A 14,959-nucleotide genomic window follows, 5' to 3' on the forward strand; every position below is an offset into this window, starting at 1 on the left:
ACTTAAAATCCTGCGGTAGGTGACTACCGTGCCGGTTCAAGTCCGGCCCTCGGCACCATTGTTTTTAATATAAGATGCGCTCTTTAATGATCATGCCGGTGTGGCGGAATTGGCAGACGCGCACGACTCAAAATCGTGTTCCTCACGGAGTGCCGGTTCGACCCCGGCCACCGGTATCTAGTTTTAGATATTCTTTCATTCATTACAGAAGAATTAAGGAATATCAACGTTTAAAACGTCTTTCTACAAATTGTAGGAGGGCGTTTTTTATTTGTTTTTTAGCTGATTTTTCACACGACAAAATTGCTTCCAATCGTGTTCTGTTCACTGGTGAAAGGGAAATTAGCTAAATGGCAAGACGTTAAAATATTTGAGACTACATTCTATTCAGTATTACATGAATAAATTTAAGAGGTTTCTTAATGTTCTAACAGTACAAGGAATAAATATTTCTGAATTAAAGCCTTACGAGGAACATATGAAGGAGATTATCTTTTACTTTATTGATGGTTACCTTATTATTAAACTAAAGGGATTGGATAATTGAAGAAGGATGAGATAAATTGTACATAGGAGAGGTGTTGTAATGGTTACGGTTAAAAATGCTGAAAGTTATCTTAAAGATATCATTGGTAAAGATACCGATGATATAAAAAAGGTTTGGGAAACATTTAAGGCTTTTTCAAAGGAGACAGTTGAGGGCGAAGAAGATAAAGAAATTTTATTTCAGTGTGGTGTCTATGACTTTACAGGAGAGGAACTATTTCATTTTGACCTTGTACGTCAGTTTACAGTTTATGAAGAAGATGATTATTCTCACATGGAACAACTACACTGTGAATTTTTATTTAAACCAACAAGCGAGTTAAAAAAGTTAAAGGTGGTAGAAGAATGGTCAATGGATTATGACGATATCGATCATTTTTTTAATCATATTGAAAGTATTCATGAGTTTAAAATACCTTTGAGTTTAAAGCCGATAAAATCAGAAATATATCAAGAAGAACTTTGATTGTTATTTCATAAACGGGTACTTTACTTTAAGAGGGTATACCTTGCCTTTTAGGAATAATTTATCATGGATTGCCGGTTCAGCTCCGGCCATCGGTATCTATTAAAAGTTTCATGATTGGTTTTTACCGTGAACCTAACGTTTCACCCTTGTGGTAAACGTTTTTTTGTGGTTATTAAAAATAGAAAACTATTAGAAAATAATGAGCATATACTTCTTTTAGCAGAATAATCTTTAGATGATTTGCAACATTTGATAAGATACATTTAACCATGTAAGGTAGCACATTCACATAAAACAGTGTACAACCTTTGTGTAACTAAATGAATATTTGGGGATACATACACATCTATAGCTGACATCATCATTGTGACCCAATTTTAGGGGAGAATTTATGAAAAAACAAAATGACCATGAAGAGTTATTGACAGGTGGCAATGTCTCGAACGTATATCGTTCGGGAGATACGGTTCGTCGAGAAGTAAAGTCAGACAATATCAATATACGAAAGCTGCTAAAGCATTTAGAAAAAAAGAATTTCTCCTATGCTCCAAAGTTTTTAGGGGTTGATGAAAAAGGTAGAGAGATCTTGTCTTTCATTGAAGGCGTAGCTGGCCATGATTCCTTAAAAGAATACATGTGCTCTCACCAAGCCTTAAAAGAAATAGCGAGGATGCTTAGATTGTATCATGATGCTGTTTGTGATTTTCCCATTTCAGACGATTGGGAACGAATGGACAATACGCCTAACAACATAGAGGTTGTATGTCATAATGATTTTGCTATGTACAATATCATTTTCAATAACGAAAAACCAGTAGGAATTATTGATTTTGATGTAGCTGCTCCTGGTCCAAGGCTTTGGGATATCGCATATACTCTGTATACATGTGTACCTATCAGTAGGTTTTTTCGCACCAAAACAGGAGATATCGTGAACTATCATTCATCAGACCATGCAGACCAGATAAAACATAGAGTCAAACTGTTTTTTGAAGCTTATGGTGAGGAAATAGCAGAAGATTATTTGGATATGGTGCTGTTGCGTTTAAAAGGGTTATGTCAGTACATGAAACGAAAAGCGAGTGAAGGGGATATCGCTTTTCAAAACATGATTCATGAGGGGCACCTTGAGCATTATCAAAAAGACATTCAATTCATTCATGAACATAGAAAAGATTGGATGTAAAGAGGCGGCGTTGTTATTGCAAACGAATACGATATTACAGACCATGATTGAAGACGAGGGATCACATGATTATCCTCTTTTTAGACAGTACTGTGTGAAAAAAGAACAGGGCCTGCGTAAAGATGCGCTAAAAGTTCTTCAGGCCTTTATTGAAGAGATGAAAGAGAACGATTTTGAAGTACAGCGTTTATTTGTTGCTTGGCTGTTTGAGAAGATTGAACGGTTTGAGGATGGTCATCATTTGCTTGTGTATCCATTGATAATTGGGGTAATTCAGCCTGTTCTGCAAGAGTGGGAGAAGGTTGACCCAATGGATGTGAGACCATATCGCTGGCAGGGCTTGTTTGTACATCAGGGAGAAGGGCTGCCCTATTTATTGAAAGCGCTAGAGTTTGGAGGCAGCAGTGAGCAGCGTGTCATTGTTCAAATTTGCGAAACCTATTTATCGGCTTTATGGTATTCGTTTCATCATATACATGAAGATCTTTATTTAAGCACCTATGAGAAAGACCAAGAGCGAATTCAAGGTATTGAAGATGTCATGATGCTGATTGAAGATAAGAGGATTCGTACTAATGTTGAAAAACAAGTAGCCTATTATGATCAGCTTTTATCGGACTGGAAGAAATTTCAGCAAACGGAGACAAGAGGCTTCATGAAATGGTGTGCGGAGCGTAAGAAGCCGTATGAGTGGGTAGAGGCTTTTTATTATCAACAATAGATGAGGAAACGGCAGAATTCATTCTGCCGTTTATTTATGCCATATTCGTTCTATTTCTACATGATCTGGTTTGAAATATTTCAGGATATAGACATCTGGATTGCTTAATTTTTCCCACTCCTCGAATCCAATCGTTGGATCGGCGTGTTTAAGAAGCAGGCTCATGATATTGCCATGTGTGATGAATAGGGTATGATCTTTTTCTAATTTTATTTGTTCGTGGAGCGCTTCTACAATACGATTCATGGCTTCTTGGCTCGATTCTCCGCCTTCACAGGTCATATGTAAGTCTGTAAAACTAAGCTTTAGCTTCTCATACCAATTGTCTATTGGCTTACTGCTTAACACACGTTCAGAGAGGCGTTGATCGATTTTTATCTCGAGCTGTTTTGCATGAGCAAGGGGCTCAGTAGTTTGGATCGCTCGTTTATAAGGACTTGAGATAATCTGATTAAGATGAATGCTGGAAAAAAACTGTGACAGTTCGTGAGATTGAGTGATGCCTTGTGGTGTTAAAGCTGCATCTTTAGATTGTCCATCTGCTTGGCAGTGTCTGACGATATAATATGTTTTCATTGGATACACCTTTCATTGAGTATAAAAAAATCATCCAGTATTGGATGAGGATTTGCGAAGATCTAGGTAAGCTTGTTCGTATCTGTTTCTTTATAGGGATCTGTGAGCTTGGAGGTCAGGTCTAGGTTGAACAAAAAATCATCGACGGTGTCTGTGCCAAAGGGAAGTGTGGAGAAGTTGATTTGGATGCTGTCTTCTTGTTTTTCTGAAGCGACTTGCTGTGCAGGCTGCTTTTTTCTCCAGTTCTTAAACAAGCGCATGTGAGGCCCCCTTTTCTTTGAAAAAGATGGATTTATACATAATATACGGGGAGAGTTGTCCAGGCGTCAAATGTTTTCTTCAAAAGGAACGATTCAATTGGTAAAAAAAGAGCCACAGGAAAGTGCGGCTCTTGTTGTTTCAGTTTACATTGCGCGTTGTAATGCTTGTAGTAATTTACGTTCGCATCTTAAGTTATATCGCTTCTTATGGAGTTTCTCCGTTTTAAACCTGCCTATGAGACGCCGGACACCGGGATCATAAATGATGAGCTCCCTGCAAGTTTGATCATGTAATAGTGCCTGAAACCAGCTATATTTTTTGAGATGTGCTGCGTTCCTCGAGATCTCCTCTTCATCCACTTTTAAAAAAGGGATATACACAGCAAGTGAAAAGATGTCTAAAATGAATCCCATTTTGCTTCCTCCTTTCATATTATTCATTACGCTTAGGAGAAGGCAAGGTTTCATTCAATAAACGTTAAAAACAATCCCAGTGCATAAACCATTCTTTTGATTCTTTGTCATAATAGAAATACATCGTGCCGTTATCACCAATCATGAAACGAGGTTTTTCTTCTGAGGCGATTTGTAGCATGAATTCGCCTTGTTGTTGATGGGGTGGGGATTGAATATACGCCCCATATCCACCGATTTTTGTGAACGAATAATTTGTGTATTGATTAAAAAAGTGGTCTGTCGCTTCTTCACTTTCGTTTACTTCTGTTAGATCCACATATGACCATGCTTCTTCCCAGCAAGGGAAATCCCTTTGCTCACTTTTGTTCCATTGGATTTGAAAGGGTTTGAGTCCTCTCACTTCTTCAGGAGTCTCAGCTACTTCTAAACCTTCGATTGATGCATATTCAATGAGCTTCCAGCCTTCGCCGTTTTTGGTGATATCAATCGGAAGTGCTTTCTGGTTGAGGAAAATTTGAATCAGCTTACACTCATTGAAGCCGTTCATTCCTCCTGGCACTTCTGGTAAATAAATTTGTAAGATCGGAATCATGGCACCATCTTGATCTGTCGGCCAGCCCTGATGAGGATCGATGAAAAAATGGCCTGCAAACCAGCTGTGTACAGCTGGATCAGGACGGAACCCGCCTATTTTGGCAATGGCTGGCGTTTTCCCAATTAGATTTAATTCTTGAAAAGCTTTGTTCTCCATCTAATGTCCCTCCAGCTGTTAGCCTGCAATGTGTGCATCATGAAATGTGCCATTTATATTTCCTGTGATAATAATGACATGTCCCCAAAATAAATCACCGTCATGATAGTAGACTTCAAACTCTCCCTCAGGGTAAACATGCAGGCTTTCAAGTGAAATGCGGCTCATAAATTGATTCAGTGTGAGTTCTTCTTGCTTTTCAACTGATTCGTCTTGTTCCTGCCAATCCTTTGCTAGATCTATCAGCTGATTCGCGGCAAATGATTTAATAGAAGAATCCCATTTAGCTTGTTCTTGTATGAGTTGTTTTGCTGTAGAAAGAGAGTCATTTATTTTTTCATCTTCTTCGAGGTTGAAGTAGAGAAGGCACTCTTCATTGCTCCATTGGATCGTCTTTTCAAATAAGTCTAGTCCTTTCACTAACTCAAAGGTTCCAAGTATGTCATCATGATAAAACACAGGCTTTTGGGCTTGTTCTAAAATTTCTTGAAGTGCTTGATCCTTTGTATCTGTATTGATCAAAGATACAAGCATGAATTCACCTTCGCCCTTTCGGACCTGGAGTGTAACGATTGATTCTTTATGTAATTGTGCCTGCTTTTCCCTTAATCCTTCGTCATCTGTTAACCAGCAAAGTCTTACATTTTCGTTTGTGATATGGCCGTTTTCCTTCCAGGCAATTAGTGGAATAGAAGCGGTCCAAAGAGGTGCCTGTCCTGCTTTTCCTGCCCCTACACCAGAAGGTCCTGTAACAGCAATGATAGTGACTATATCTTCTGAAAATCTTCCTTCAAAAGTGTTGATTTGTTTGTTAATCTTCATGTGATGTCCTCCAGCTCGATTTTTTTGTCATGAACATAAGGATGATATGATCAAAATCTACCTCTTAATCACACCGCACATTAGTAGGGGAAATCAAGCTTTTTTTGTTTAAAACTGTTTTTTTAGGAGGTACATGGATTAATGAAGGTTGAGTCACAATAAAAGAAGCATGGATCGAATTTTGTATAAATTTGGGTAAGTGAGTCGAAAAGCCTAGGTGATTCTTCCTTTTCTTTATAATTACTTTGACACGAATAGATGAAAAAAGTAAAGTAATACTGAGTGATTTACAAAACCTTCTTCATCCACTAAAACATGAAGTGTGCGTAAATTTAATGTAAATGGATATTTTTCCTTTTATTTACTCGTATTTTTTTTGAAACTTATGATGCCTCTCGTTCGTTATATTAAAGGAGCGCATGTATCCGGCGGAGACAGAGCATTGGAATGCTTGACGAAGAAGATTTACATTTGCAAAATGAATGTAAATTTTTTATGATTTCATTTATATCAGAACGATGATAAGAAAGAAGAGGTTTTATGAAAAAAATATTTGCGAACAAATATAGCTTTTTTGTTTTGGCTGTCCTATTATTCTGGGCTAAATCATACACAGCCTACAAAATGGACTTTAATTTAGGAGTAAAAGGTTCTTTTCAAGAGGGGCTTCTCTTATTGAATCCATTTAGTTCAGCCATTGTGTTTTTTGGACTTGCTCTCTTTTTGAAGGGGCGTAAATCTGCCATTGTTTTAATTGTTATTGATTTTATTATGACCGCACTTTTATATGCAAATGTAGCGTATTACCGTTTCTTTGATGACTTTTTGACTTTCTCAACAATGAAGCAGGCAGGAAATCTTGGGGGAGGCATGACTGGCGGTGTGTTAGCAAGCATTAAGCCGCATGACCTTTTATACTTCCTTGATATCATCATCTTGATTGCGATTGTCATTTGGAGACCGGAAGTGAAGAAGTTCCAAATGAAAAAGACGTTTGCACTGCTGATTGTAGCTGCAGGTATTGGACTGTTCTTTGTAAACCTTCATTTGGCTGAAAAGGATCGTCCAGAATTATTAACGAGAACCTTTGATCATAAGTATGTTGTCAAATACTTAGGTGTTTACAATTATACGATTTATGACGGGGTACAAGCAGCACAAAACGCAACGCAGGTTGCAAATGCAAGCAGTGAAGATTTAACGGATGTTGTGAACTATACGTCTTCTCACTATGCGAAGCCAAATGCAGAGTATTTTGGAAAAGCAAAAGGTAAAAACATTATTAAAATTCATTTAGAAAGCTTCCAGTCTTTCTTAATTGACTACAAATTAAATGGAGAAGAAGTGACGCCATTTTTAAACAAACTGGCTCATGGGAAAGATGACTTTACGTATTTCGATAACTTCTTCCATCAGACTGGTCAAGGGAAGACATCTGATGCTGAGCTGATGATGGATAATAGTATGTTTGGCTTGCCAGAGGGAGCAGCATTTGTGACAAAGGGTGAAAATACCTTCCAATCACTACCTGCCATCCTAGATCAAAAAGCAGGCTATACGAGTGCAGTTCTTCACGGGGACTATAAATCTTTCTGGAACCGTGACACGATTTATAAACATATGGGAATTGATCAATTCTTTGATGCTTCCTATTACAACATGGATGAAGAAAACCTTGTGAATATGGGTCTGAAGGATAAACCGTTCTTCAAAGAATCAATTCCAATGCTAGAATCAATGAAAAAGCCATTTTATGCACATTTAATGACACTGACAAATCACTATCCATTTAATTTAGATGAAAAAGATGCGACAATCGCTAAAGCAACAACGGGCGATAAAACAGTCGATAACTATTTCCAAACAGCAAGATATTTAGATGAGTCATTAGAGCAATTCTTCAAAGACTTGAAAAAATCAGGTATGTATAAAGACTCAGTCATTTTATTGTATGGTGACCATAACGGTATTTCTGAGAACCATAACCGTGCAATGAGTGAAATTCAAGGGAAAGAAATCACTCCTTATCAAAATGCACAAAACCAGCGTGTTCCGCTCATGATTCGTATTCCTGGTAAGAAGGGCGGCGTGAACCATACGTATGGTGGTGAAGTCGACGTGATGCCAACACTTCTTCACTTACAAGGTATCGATTCAAATGAATTCGTGAATTTTGGAACAGACTTATTCTCTAAAAAGCATGATGAGACTGTTGCCTTCCGTAATGGAAACTATGTGACACCGAAATACACACTTGTCGATAATACCGTTTATGATACGAAAACAGGTAAAGTGGTGAAACAAAATAAAAAGACAGAGGCGATTAAAGCCCGTGTTGATAATCAGTTAAGTCTTTCAGATAAAGTGCTCTATAGGGATCTTCTTCGATTCCATAAGTTATCTGATTTCAAACCAGTGAATCCATCGGATTATTTCTATGGTAAAGCAAACAAAGAAAAAGAAGCGGATTCTTCTGCTAACTAACTGAGTTTTGGGCAAGCACAGAAAGGTGCTTGCCTTTTTCTCTCTCTTTGCTTGATTTGTTGGCAAAATATGTTTATATTTAGGGAGAAACAAGCGTGACGCCGGCTGGCAGCTGGTGACACACATTTCGTCCTTGGGGAATTCAGGAGGAGCTTATGACAACAAATACAAAAACACAAAAAAAGAAATCAGAATTATGGGGCTGGATCAAAGCCATCTTAATCGCATTTATTGCTGTTTTTATCATTCGGAACTTTTTATTCGCACCGTACATTGTGAAAGGGACTTCTATGGACCCAACACTGCATAACACAGAGCGGGTGTTTGTGAATAAAACGGTTGATTATTTCGGTGATTATAAACGGGGACAGATCATTGTTCTTGATGGGGAAGATCGCAGCACTCATTATGTCAAACGATTGATTGGTTTACCTGGTGATAAAATTGAAATGAAAAATGATCAGCTATTTGTTAATGGGAAAAAAGTGGCAGAGCCTTACTTAGCGTCAAACAAAAAGAAAGCAGCGGCAGATGGTTCTTTGCTGACACCTGATTTTGGCCCTCTGACTGTTCCAAAAGGAAAGTACTTTGTCATGGGGGACAATCGCCAAAATTCAATGGACAGCCGCAACGGCTTAGGTCTTTTTACAAAGCGCGATATTCAAGGAACTACCTCATTTGTATTTTATCCTTTCCAAGACATTCGATTACTCAATCATTAATAAACAAGAAAAAAGCACACAGCCGTGTGCTTTTTTCTATGTCATTCAGACTGACTTTTGGTAATCGCCTGTTCAAGATCTGCAAGAATATCTTCAATCGCTTCTGTTCCAACGGATAAACGAATGAGCTCTGGTGTGACACCTGTCGCTTTTTGTTCTGCCTCGCTTAATTGTTGATGCGTTGTGCTGGCAGGATGAATGATGAGAGATTTAGAATCGCCCACGTTTGCGAGATGGGAGAAAAGTTTCACAGAATCAATGAGCTTTTTACCTGCTTCACGTCCACCTTTGATTCCGAATGTGAGGATCGCGCCTTGTCCTTTTGGTAAATAGGTTTGAGCAAGTTCATAGGATTCGTGACTTTCAAGGCCCGGATAGCTTACCCAATCGACAAGAGGATGATCCTGTAAGAACTGTGCTGTTTTCAACGCATTTTCACTATGCCGCTCAAGACGAAGGTGTAATGTTTCTAAGCCCTGCAGAAGTAAAAATGAGTTGAATGGCGACAGAGCTGCCCCTAAATCACGTAAGAGCTGTACTCGTGCTTTTGTGATATAAGCCGCTTCTCCAATCGCTTCTGTATATGTTAGACCGTGATAACTTGGATCTGGTTCAGTCAGCCCTTTGAACTTATCGCTGTCAGCCCAAGGGAATCGGCCGCTATCAACGATGACGCCGCCAATTGATGTACCATGACCGCCAATAAATTTCGTCGCTGAATGGACGACAATGTCTGCACCGAACTCAATAGGTCTTAATAAATAAGGGCTGGCGAGTGTATTGTCCACAATAAGCGGGATATGATGCTTGTGTGCAATGGCTGAGATGGCTTCAATATGTAAAATGTCGCCTTTTGGATTCCCAATGCTTTCTGCATACACTGCCTTTGTTTTGTCTGTGATCGCTGCTTCAAGTTCTTCAAGGTTGGATGAGTCGACGAATTTTACTGTAATTCCGAGTTTTTTGAGTGTATGGGCAAATAAATTGTAGGTGCCGCCATAAAGACTACTTGAGGAAACGATTTCATCCCCGGCTCCTGCAATGTTTAAAATAGAATAAGTCGTCGCTGCTTGCCCAGAAGAAACAGCAAGTGCACCAATCCCACCTTCAAGCTCTGCGATACGCTTTTCAAATACGTCATTTGTCGGGTTCATAATACGTGAATAAATATTTCCCGGTTCCTGAAGACCGAATAAATTCGCTGCATGATCACTATCTCTAAAACCAAAGGAGCTTGTTTGGTAAATAGGCACGGCTCTTGAATAGGTCGCTGAATCAAGTTCCTGACCTGCGTGAATGGCTTTTGTTTCTAAACGAAATGGACGTTCTTCTGACATGTGTGTATCCTCCTTTTGTTAGATAAAACCAACTGTTTTGATAAGAAATATTTAATAAGACTATAAATCTTGTTCACTGCTCGGTCAATCATTTTTTAGATAAATCTGAAAAAATAATAAATATAGTTGACAGGTAGGAATAGTGTGTATTAACATGAGCATACTGAAAACGCGAACAAGAATGGCTGATCGGTTAACCGAAGGCTCTATCACTCAAGCATGAGTGAAGAGCCTTTTTTTATTTGAATGAGAAAGGATGATGAAGATGGAAAAAAAGAAAAAACGAAAAAAATACAGAAAACACATGGATATCACACTAGACATCTTAATTGAGCGGAATAAATATGAGATTTACAGCAGCAAGGAACGAATAGAAGCAATTTACGATCGGATTGATGAAAAGCATACAAGGACAAAATAACTATTTTATAAAATTGAGTTGATTTATGGGATTAATGTGATTTAGGATGGTGCTAACAAATCAATATGATTAGCTGATCGGACAACACGAAGGCTCTTATCTCTTTTTTTGGGATAAGGGCCTTTCTGTGTATGTATCTGATGGCAAGAGGAGTGGAGGGTTTCAATGACGATTTCAATTGATATTGCGGATAAATCCTTTTGGAAAGACAAACAGACCATTCGGGTTCTTGAAGACTTGAGATTGAGCATGATTCCAGGTGAATTTGTAACAGTGATAGGTCCGAGTGGATGCGGAAAAAGTACATTGCTAAAAATCATAGGCGGGCTCGACACATCGTATGATGGACAAATTTTGATAGGAGACAGACGGGTCACAGAACCAGGAATGAAACAGGGCTTTATCTTTCAGGAACACCGCCTGTTTCCATGGCTGTCAGTCGAAGAAAACATAGCGGCCAATTTCAATTTAAAACAACAGGATGTACGCCGCAAAGTGGATGAATTGATTGAAATTGTTCGATTAAAAGGATTTGAACATGCCTATCCACATGAGCTTTCAGGAGGAATGTCGCAACGGGTTGCCATTGCGAGAGCACTCCTTCGTGATCCGGAGATCTTATTGCTTGATGAACCATTTGGTGCGCTGGATGCATTCACACGAAAACACTTGCAGGATGTGCTGCTGGACATTTGGCAGGAGAAAAAAACAACGATGATGCTCGTTACTCATGATATTGATGAATCGATTTATTTAGGAAATGAAATTGTGCTCTTACAAGCGAGACCTGGCCGAATCCATAAAATTCTTCCTGTGAATCTGCCTTTTCCGCGTGATAGAACATCAACCTCTTTTCAACATTTAAGACAAAAGGTGCTTTCAGAATTTGAGAAAACAGATGAATTGTTACTAACTGATGGATCAGGGATTTAGGGAGGGGAAATCGCATGAAAAAGATACAAATGATCGTGATTTTTTTGAGTCTTCTCCTTGTTTTAGCAGGGTGTGGTCAAGCAGCAGACGGCTCAGAAAACAAGGTGAAAGAAATTCGGATTGGGATTCAGCAAAGTTTGAGCCCGCTGCTTTTAGCAAAGGAAAAAGGGTGGTTTGAACAATCATTTGAAAAAGAAGGAGTGAAGGTAAAGTGGGTGGAGTTTCAAAGTGGTCCTCCCCAATTTGAAGGACTTGCTGCAAATCAATTAGATTTCTCGCAAGTTGGAAACTCACCTGTCATAGCAGGTCAGGCAGCGGGTATTGATTTTAAGGAAATTGGTTTATCTCAGGATGGGCTGAAAGCGAACGGTATTTTAGTGAATAAGAACAGTGAGATTCAAAAAGTAGAAGATTTAAAAGGGAAAAAAATTGCTGTCGCTAAAGGGAGCAGTGGCTTTGATTTTTTATACAAAGTATTAGATCAGGCAGGTTTATCTGCGAAGGATGTTCAGATCATTCAGCTACAGCCAGATGAAGCGATATCAGCATTTGAAAATGGATCCGTTGATGCTTGGTCGATCTGGGAGCCGTTCTTATCACTTGAAACGATCAAGAAAGGAGCAAAGCTGCTGGTGAATGGGGAAGCGACTGATTTATATTCTCCAGGTTTCACACTTGTTCGCACTCAGTTTGCTGATCAGCATCCTGAACTAGTGGTGAAATTTTTAAAGGTATATGACCATGCGGTGAAGTGGCAGAAATCACATCCAGAAGAGGCTGTTACTCTATATGCGCGTTTAAAAAATTTAGATAAGAAGGTCGTCACACAAGTATTAAACAATACGGAACCACTCAATAAGCCCATTTCGAAGAAGATCATCAATGCTCAGCAGCATACCGCTGATTTTCAATATAAAACAAAGGCGATCCAGCGGAAAATTGATGTCAATCAGGTTGTAGATAATTCGTTTATTGAAAAAATGCTGAAAGAGGAGATGGATGAATGAAAGCTATTTCGAACCCGGCTTTAGCATCTAAAATTGAGCGGTCAAAGAGAAAAAGGAGAAAAGCGTCTTCTTTATATAAGTTAAAGGGACTGGTATTACCTGTTCTACTTATTGCGGTTTGGCAGATTATAGCTGGTTCTCAAATTGTTTCTTCCACTGTATTGCCTTCGCCCGTTTTGATTGCTGAATCCTTTCGAGAGTTGATACGTTCTGGTGAGCTGTTTGGCCATCTTTACATCAGTCTTTATCGAGCAATATGTGGATTTTTACTTGGGGGAGGCTTAGGTCTTATGCTGGGAGTATGCGTAGGGTTTTCTAAAAAAACAGAGCAGTATGTAGATCCGACCTTGCAAATGCTGAGAACCGTTCCTCATTTAGCGGTCACCCCTTTATTCATCCTCTGGTTTGGCTTTGATGAAACGGCGAAAATTTTATTGATTGCACTTGGGGCTTTTTTTCCGATTTATATTAATACTTTTCTTGGTATTCGCAGTGTAGATAATAAGCTGTTTGATGTGGCCCGCGCCTTAGAGTTTAATCTGTATCAAAGCATCACAAAACTGATTTTACCGGCTGCTCTTCCGCATATTCTTCTGGGCGTGAGGCTGTCATTAGGAATTGCTTGGCTAGGTTTAGTGGTAGCTGAGTTAATGGGTTCAAGCAGCGGCGTCGGCTATATGATTATGGATGCAAGGCAATTCTCTCAAACGGATAAAGTGTTTGTCGGAATTATCATCTTTGCAGTAGTAGGTAAGCTGACAGATTCATTTGTACGTCTGTTAGAAAAGCGTCTGCTCAAGTGGCGCACTAGTTATCAAGGTGAATAATAACAGGGGGCGATGTCATGAATATTTTATGGTTTATTCCAACACATGGAGACGGCCGTTATTTAGGTTCAGCAAAAGGGGCAAGACAGGCAGACTATCCATATTTTAAACAGATTGCTCAAGCAGCTGATCAGCTTGGTTATACAGGGGTCTTGCTGCCGACTGGGAGATCATGTGAAGATCCATGGCTGACGGCAGCTGCTTTAGCTGCTGAAACCACTCATTTAAAGTTTCTCGTAGCTCTTAGACCAGGGCTTATGCAACCGTCTGTTGCTGCTAGAATGACGTCTACATTAGATCGTCTTTCAGGTGGAAGGCTGCTGATTAATGTGGTAGCAGGGGGAAGTAAAGAGGAGCTTGAAGGAGATGGGTTATTTATTTCTCATGATGAACGCTATGAGGCAACAGAAGAGTTTCTGACGATTTGGAAGCGATTATTGAAAGGAGAAAATGTACAATTTCATGGAAAACATCTACAAGCAGAAAATGGCCGGCTGTTATTCCCGCCAGCTCAAACCCCCCATCCACCAGTCTATTTTGGCGGATCATCAGCAGCAGGAATTCAAGCGGCCGCCAAGCATACAGATGTCTATTTAACTTGGGGCGAACCGCCTGCACAAGTAAAAGAGAAAATTGTTCAAGTGAAGAAACAGGCTGAAAAGGAAGGAAGAACGGTGAAGTTTGGCATTCGTCTTCATGTGATCGTGAGAGATACCGAAGAGGAGGCATGGCAGGCAGCAGAACATCTAATTCGCCATTTGGATCAAAAAACAATTGATGAGGCGCAAAAAGTTTTACAGGGGATGGACTCAGTAGGTCAAAGACGAATGGTGGATTTGCATCAAGGGAGAAAAGACAAACTTGAAATCAGCCCAAATCTTTGGGCAGGCATTGGCTTAGTACGCGGCGGTGCAGGAACAGCACTCGTCGGAGATCCGCAAACAGTAGCAGATCGTATCATAGAATACCAGTCTCTAGGCATTGATACATTTATATTTTCTGGTTACCCGCACCTAGAAGAAGCTTATTATTTAGCAGAGCTTGTTTTCCCGCTCCTTCCATTCAAGAGATCGGGGGATACAGGACTCTCTGTGCCAGCTGGTGAAATCATTGGGAACAATCATTTTCCAGATGCAGCCTCTGCTGCTAGTTCCTCATAAATATGAAAAAGCAAAGCAGTCTGCGATGGCTGCTTTGCTTTTTTTCATAGAATAGGAGCGAGTCATATGTTGTGTACTGCTGAACAAGGTAAGGGCTTTTTTCCCAATCGATTTTCTTGTATATACATATTTTCAGAGTCAAGAGAAGAAGGAAAATATACTCACTCTTTTATCGGAATGATCAGTAAATATTTCATAATTGATGTTATTACGACATATAATCAGGACTTTTATATCTGATATATCGGGGGAATTCTTTCTATCTCACAAAAAAGAAAGAATAAAAATGATAGATGATAAATATGGACTATTTGAAAAAG

The 14,959-nt window shown here is 39.3% G+C and carries 16 protein-coding genes and 1 tRNA gene; 11 read left to right on the forward strand and 6 right to left on the reverse strand.

From position 1 onward, the window contains the following. Positions 1-94 precede the first annotated feature (94 nt). The 4 genes from C9414_RS12895 (at position 95) to C9414_RS12910 (ending at position 2,922) form a co-directional block, all read left to right on the forward strand. A tRNA-Leu gene (locus C9414_RS12895) sits at positions 95-176 on the forward strand. Positions 177-586: 410 nt separating this feature from the next. Next, positions 587-1,012 carry a hypothetical protein gene (locus C9414_RS12900; protein WP_107163787.1) on the forward strand — a complete coding sequence of 142 codons (426 nt, stop codon included), beginning with the start codon at positions 587-589 and terminating at the stop codon, positions 1,010-1,012. A 394-nt stretch (positions 1,013-1,406) separates the two neighbouring features. Then, complete coding sequence (locus tag C9414_RS12905) at positions 1,407-2,201, forward strand: phosphotransferase (RefSeq protein ID WP_058838703.1); 795 nt, start codon at positions 1,407-1,409, stop codon at positions 2,199-2,201. Positions 2,202-2,217: 16 nt separating this feature from the next. Continuing rightward, positions 2,218-2,922: a hypothetical protein gene (locus C9414_RS12910; protein ID WP_047202906.1), complete on the forward strand. Its 705-nt coding sequence runs from the start codon at positions 2,218-2,220 to the stop codon at positions 2,920-2,922. Positions 2,923-2,952: 30 nt separating this feature from the next. Here the strand turns inward: C9414_RS12910 and C9414_RS12915 are convergent, their stop codons facing one another. From C9414_RS12915 to C9414_RS12935, 5 genes are all read right to left on the reverse strand, one after another. Further along, on the reverse strand, positions 2,953-3,498 hold the full coding sequence (locus tag C9414_RS12915) for a histidine phosphatase family protein (RefSeq protein ID WP_106025354.1): 546 nt from the start codon (positions 3,496-3,498) through the stop codon (positions 2,953-2,955). Positions 3,499-3,560: 62 nt separating this feature from the next. Further along, entirely contained in the window at positions 3,561-3,758 is a 198-nt protein-coding gene (locus tag C9414_RS12920) for a hypothetical protein (protein WP_039177342.1), read from the reverse strand. Between the two features lie 144 nt (positions 3,759-3,902). Continuing rightward, on the reverse strand, positions 3,903-4,172 hold the full coding sequence (locus C9414_RS12925) for a hypothetical protein (RefSeq protein WP_106025353.1): 270 nt from the start codon (positions 4,170-4,172) through the stop codon (positions 3,903-3,905). 64 nt (positions 4,173-4,236) lie between these two features. Further along, positions 4,237-4,926, reverse strand: a complete 690-nt coding sequence (locus tag C9414_RS12930) for a DUF1963 domain-containing protein (protein ID WP_106025352.1) — start codon at positions 4,924-4,926, stop codon at positions 4,237-4,239. A gap of 18 nt (positions 4,927-4,944) precedes the next feature. Continuing rightward, positions 4,945-5,748, reverse strand: a complete 804-nt coding sequence (locus C9414_RS12935; RefSeq protein WP_107163788.1) for a DUF2262 domain-containing protein — start codon at positions 5,746-5,748, stop codon at positions 4,945-4,947. A 540-nt stretch (positions 5,749-6,288) separates the two neighbouring features. On the opposite strand from C9414_RS12935, the gene ltaS reads away from it, so the two are divergent. Further along, positions 6,289-8,232, forward strand: a complete 1,944-nt coding sequence (ltaS, locus tag C9414_RS12940) for a lipoteichoic acid synthase (RefSeq protein ID WP_024427404.1) — start codon at positions 6,289-6,291, stop codon at positions 8,230-8,232. Between the two features lie 155 nt (positions 8,233-8,387). Further along, positions 8,388-8,954, forward strand: coding sequence for a signal peptidase I (gene lepB, locus C9414_RS12945; protein WP_107163789.1), 567 nt, complete (start codon positions 8,388-8,390; stop codon positions 8,952-8,954). Positions 8,955-8,995: 41 nt separating this feature from the next. Here the strand turns inward: lepB and C9414_RS12950 are convergent, their stop codons facing one another. Further along, the gene (locus tag C9414_RS12950; protein ID WP_039177356.1) at positions 8,996-10,291 is read right to left on the reverse strand and encodes a homocysteine synthase; all 1,296 of its coding nucleotides are present in this window, start codon (positions 10,289-10,291) and stop codon (positions 8,996-8,998) included. Positions 10,292-10,556: 265 nt separating this feature from the next. On the opposite strand from C9414_RS12950, the gene C9414_RS12955 reads away from it, so the two are divergent. The 5 genes from C9414_RS12955 to ssuD all read left to right on the forward strand — a co-directional run bounded on the left by C9414_RS12955 (position 10,557) and on the right by ssuD (position 14,639). Further along, positions 10,557-10,712, forward strand: coding sequence for an FbpB family small basic protein (locus tag C9414_RS12955; protein WP_039177358.1), 156 nt, complete (start codon positions 10,557-10,559; stop codon positions 10,710-10,712). Between the two features lie 165 nt (positions 10,713-10,877). Continuing rightward, positions 10,878-11,645: an ABC transporter ATP-binding protein gene (locus C9414_RS12960; protein WP_107163790.1), complete on the forward strand. Its 768-nt coding sequence runs from the start codon at positions 10,878-10,880 to the stop codon at positions 11,643-11,645. A 29-nt stretch (positions 11,646-11,674) separates the two neighbouring features. Further along, positions 11,675-12,652, forward strand: a complete 978-nt coding sequence (locus tag C9414_RS12965) for an aliphatic sulfonate ABC transporter substrate-binding protein (protein ID WP_371412179.1) — start codon at positions 11,675-11,677, stop codon at positions 12,650-12,652. Then, positions 12,649-13,479 carry an ABC transporter permease gene (locus tag C9414_RS12970; RefSeq protein ID WP_039177367.1) on the forward strand — a complete coding sequence of 277 codons (831 nt, stop codon included), beginning with the start codon at positions 12,649-12,651 and terminating at the stop codon, positions 13,477-13,479. The genes C9414_RS12965 and C9414_RS12970 overlap by 4 nt, the downstream gene beginning before the upstream one ends. A gap of 17 nt (positions 13,480-13,496) precedes the next feature. Beyond that, positions 13,497-14,639 carry an FMNH2-dependent alkanesulfonate monooxygenase gene (ssuD, locus tag C9414_RS12975; protein ID WP_107163791.1) on the forward strand — a complete coding sequence of 381 codons (1,143 nt, stop codon included), beginning with the start codon at positions 13,497-13,499 and terminating at the stop codon, positions 14,637-14,639. Positions 14,640-14,959: the final 320 nt, after the last annotated feature.

It is taken from the genome of Bacillus sp. Nf3, assembly GCF_003028545.1.
GTDB lineage: Bacteria > Bacillota > Bacilli > Bacillales > Bacillaceae > Bacillus > Bacillus safensis.

Coding starts and splice junctions, on each gene's coding strand:
- C9414_RS12930 (WP_106025352.1), bottom strand. CDS start 4,926: ATGGAGAACAAAGCTTTTCAAGAATTAAATCTAATTGGGAAAACGCCA.
- C9414_RS12950 (WP_039177356.1), bottom strand. CDS start 10,291: ATGTCAGAAGAACGTCCATTTCGTTTAGAAACAAAAGCCATTCACGCA.
- C9414_RS12900 (WP_107163787.1), top strand. CDS start 587: ATGGTTACGGTTAAAAATGCTGAAAGTTATCTTAAAGATATCATTGGT.
- C9414_RS12960 (WP_107163790.1), top strand. CDS start 10,878: ATGACGATTTCAATTGATATTGCGGATAAATCCTTTTGGAAAGACAAA.
- C9414_RS12935 (WP_107163788.1), bottom strand. CDS start 5,748: ATGAAGATTAACAAACAAATCAACACTTTTGAAGGAAGATTTTCAGAA.
- lepB (WP_107163789.1), top strand. CDS start 8,388: ATGACAACAAATACAAAAACACAAAAAAAGAAATCAGAATTATGGGGC.
- C9414_RS12920 (WP_039177342.1), bottom strand. CDS start 3,758: ATGCGCTTGTTTAAGAACTGGAGAAAAAAGCAGCCTGCACAGCAAGTC.
- C9414_RS12915 (WP_106025354.1), bottom strand. CDS start 3,498: ATGAAAACATATTATATCGTCAGACACTGCCAAGCAGATGGACAATCT.
- ssuD (WP_107163791.1), top strand. CDS start 13,497: ATGAATATTTTATGGTTTATTCCAACACATGGAGACGGCCGTTATTTA.
- C9414_RS12925 (WP_106025353.1), bottom strand. CDS start 4,172: ATGGGATTCATTTTAGACATCTTTTCACTTGCTGTGTATATCCCTTTT.
- ltaS (WP_024427404.1), top strand. CDS start 6,289: ATGAAAAAAATATTTGCGAACAAATATAGCTTTTTTGTTTTGGCTGTC.
- C9414_RS12955 (WP_039177358.1), top strand. CDS start 10,557: ATGGAAAAAAAGAAAAAACGAAAAAAATACAGAAAACACATGGATATC.
- C9414_RS12970 (WP_039177367.1), top strand. CDS start 12,649: ATGAAAGCTATTTCGAACCCGGCTTTAGCATCTAAAATTGAGCGGTCA.
- C9414_RS12965 (WP_371412179.1), top strand. CDS start 11,675: ATGATCGTGATTTTTTTGAGTCTTCTCCTTGTTTTAGCAGGGTGTGGT.
- C9414_RS12905 (WP_058838703.1), top strand. CDS start 1,407: ATGAAAAAACAAAATGACCATGAAGAGTTATTGACAGGTGGCAATGTC.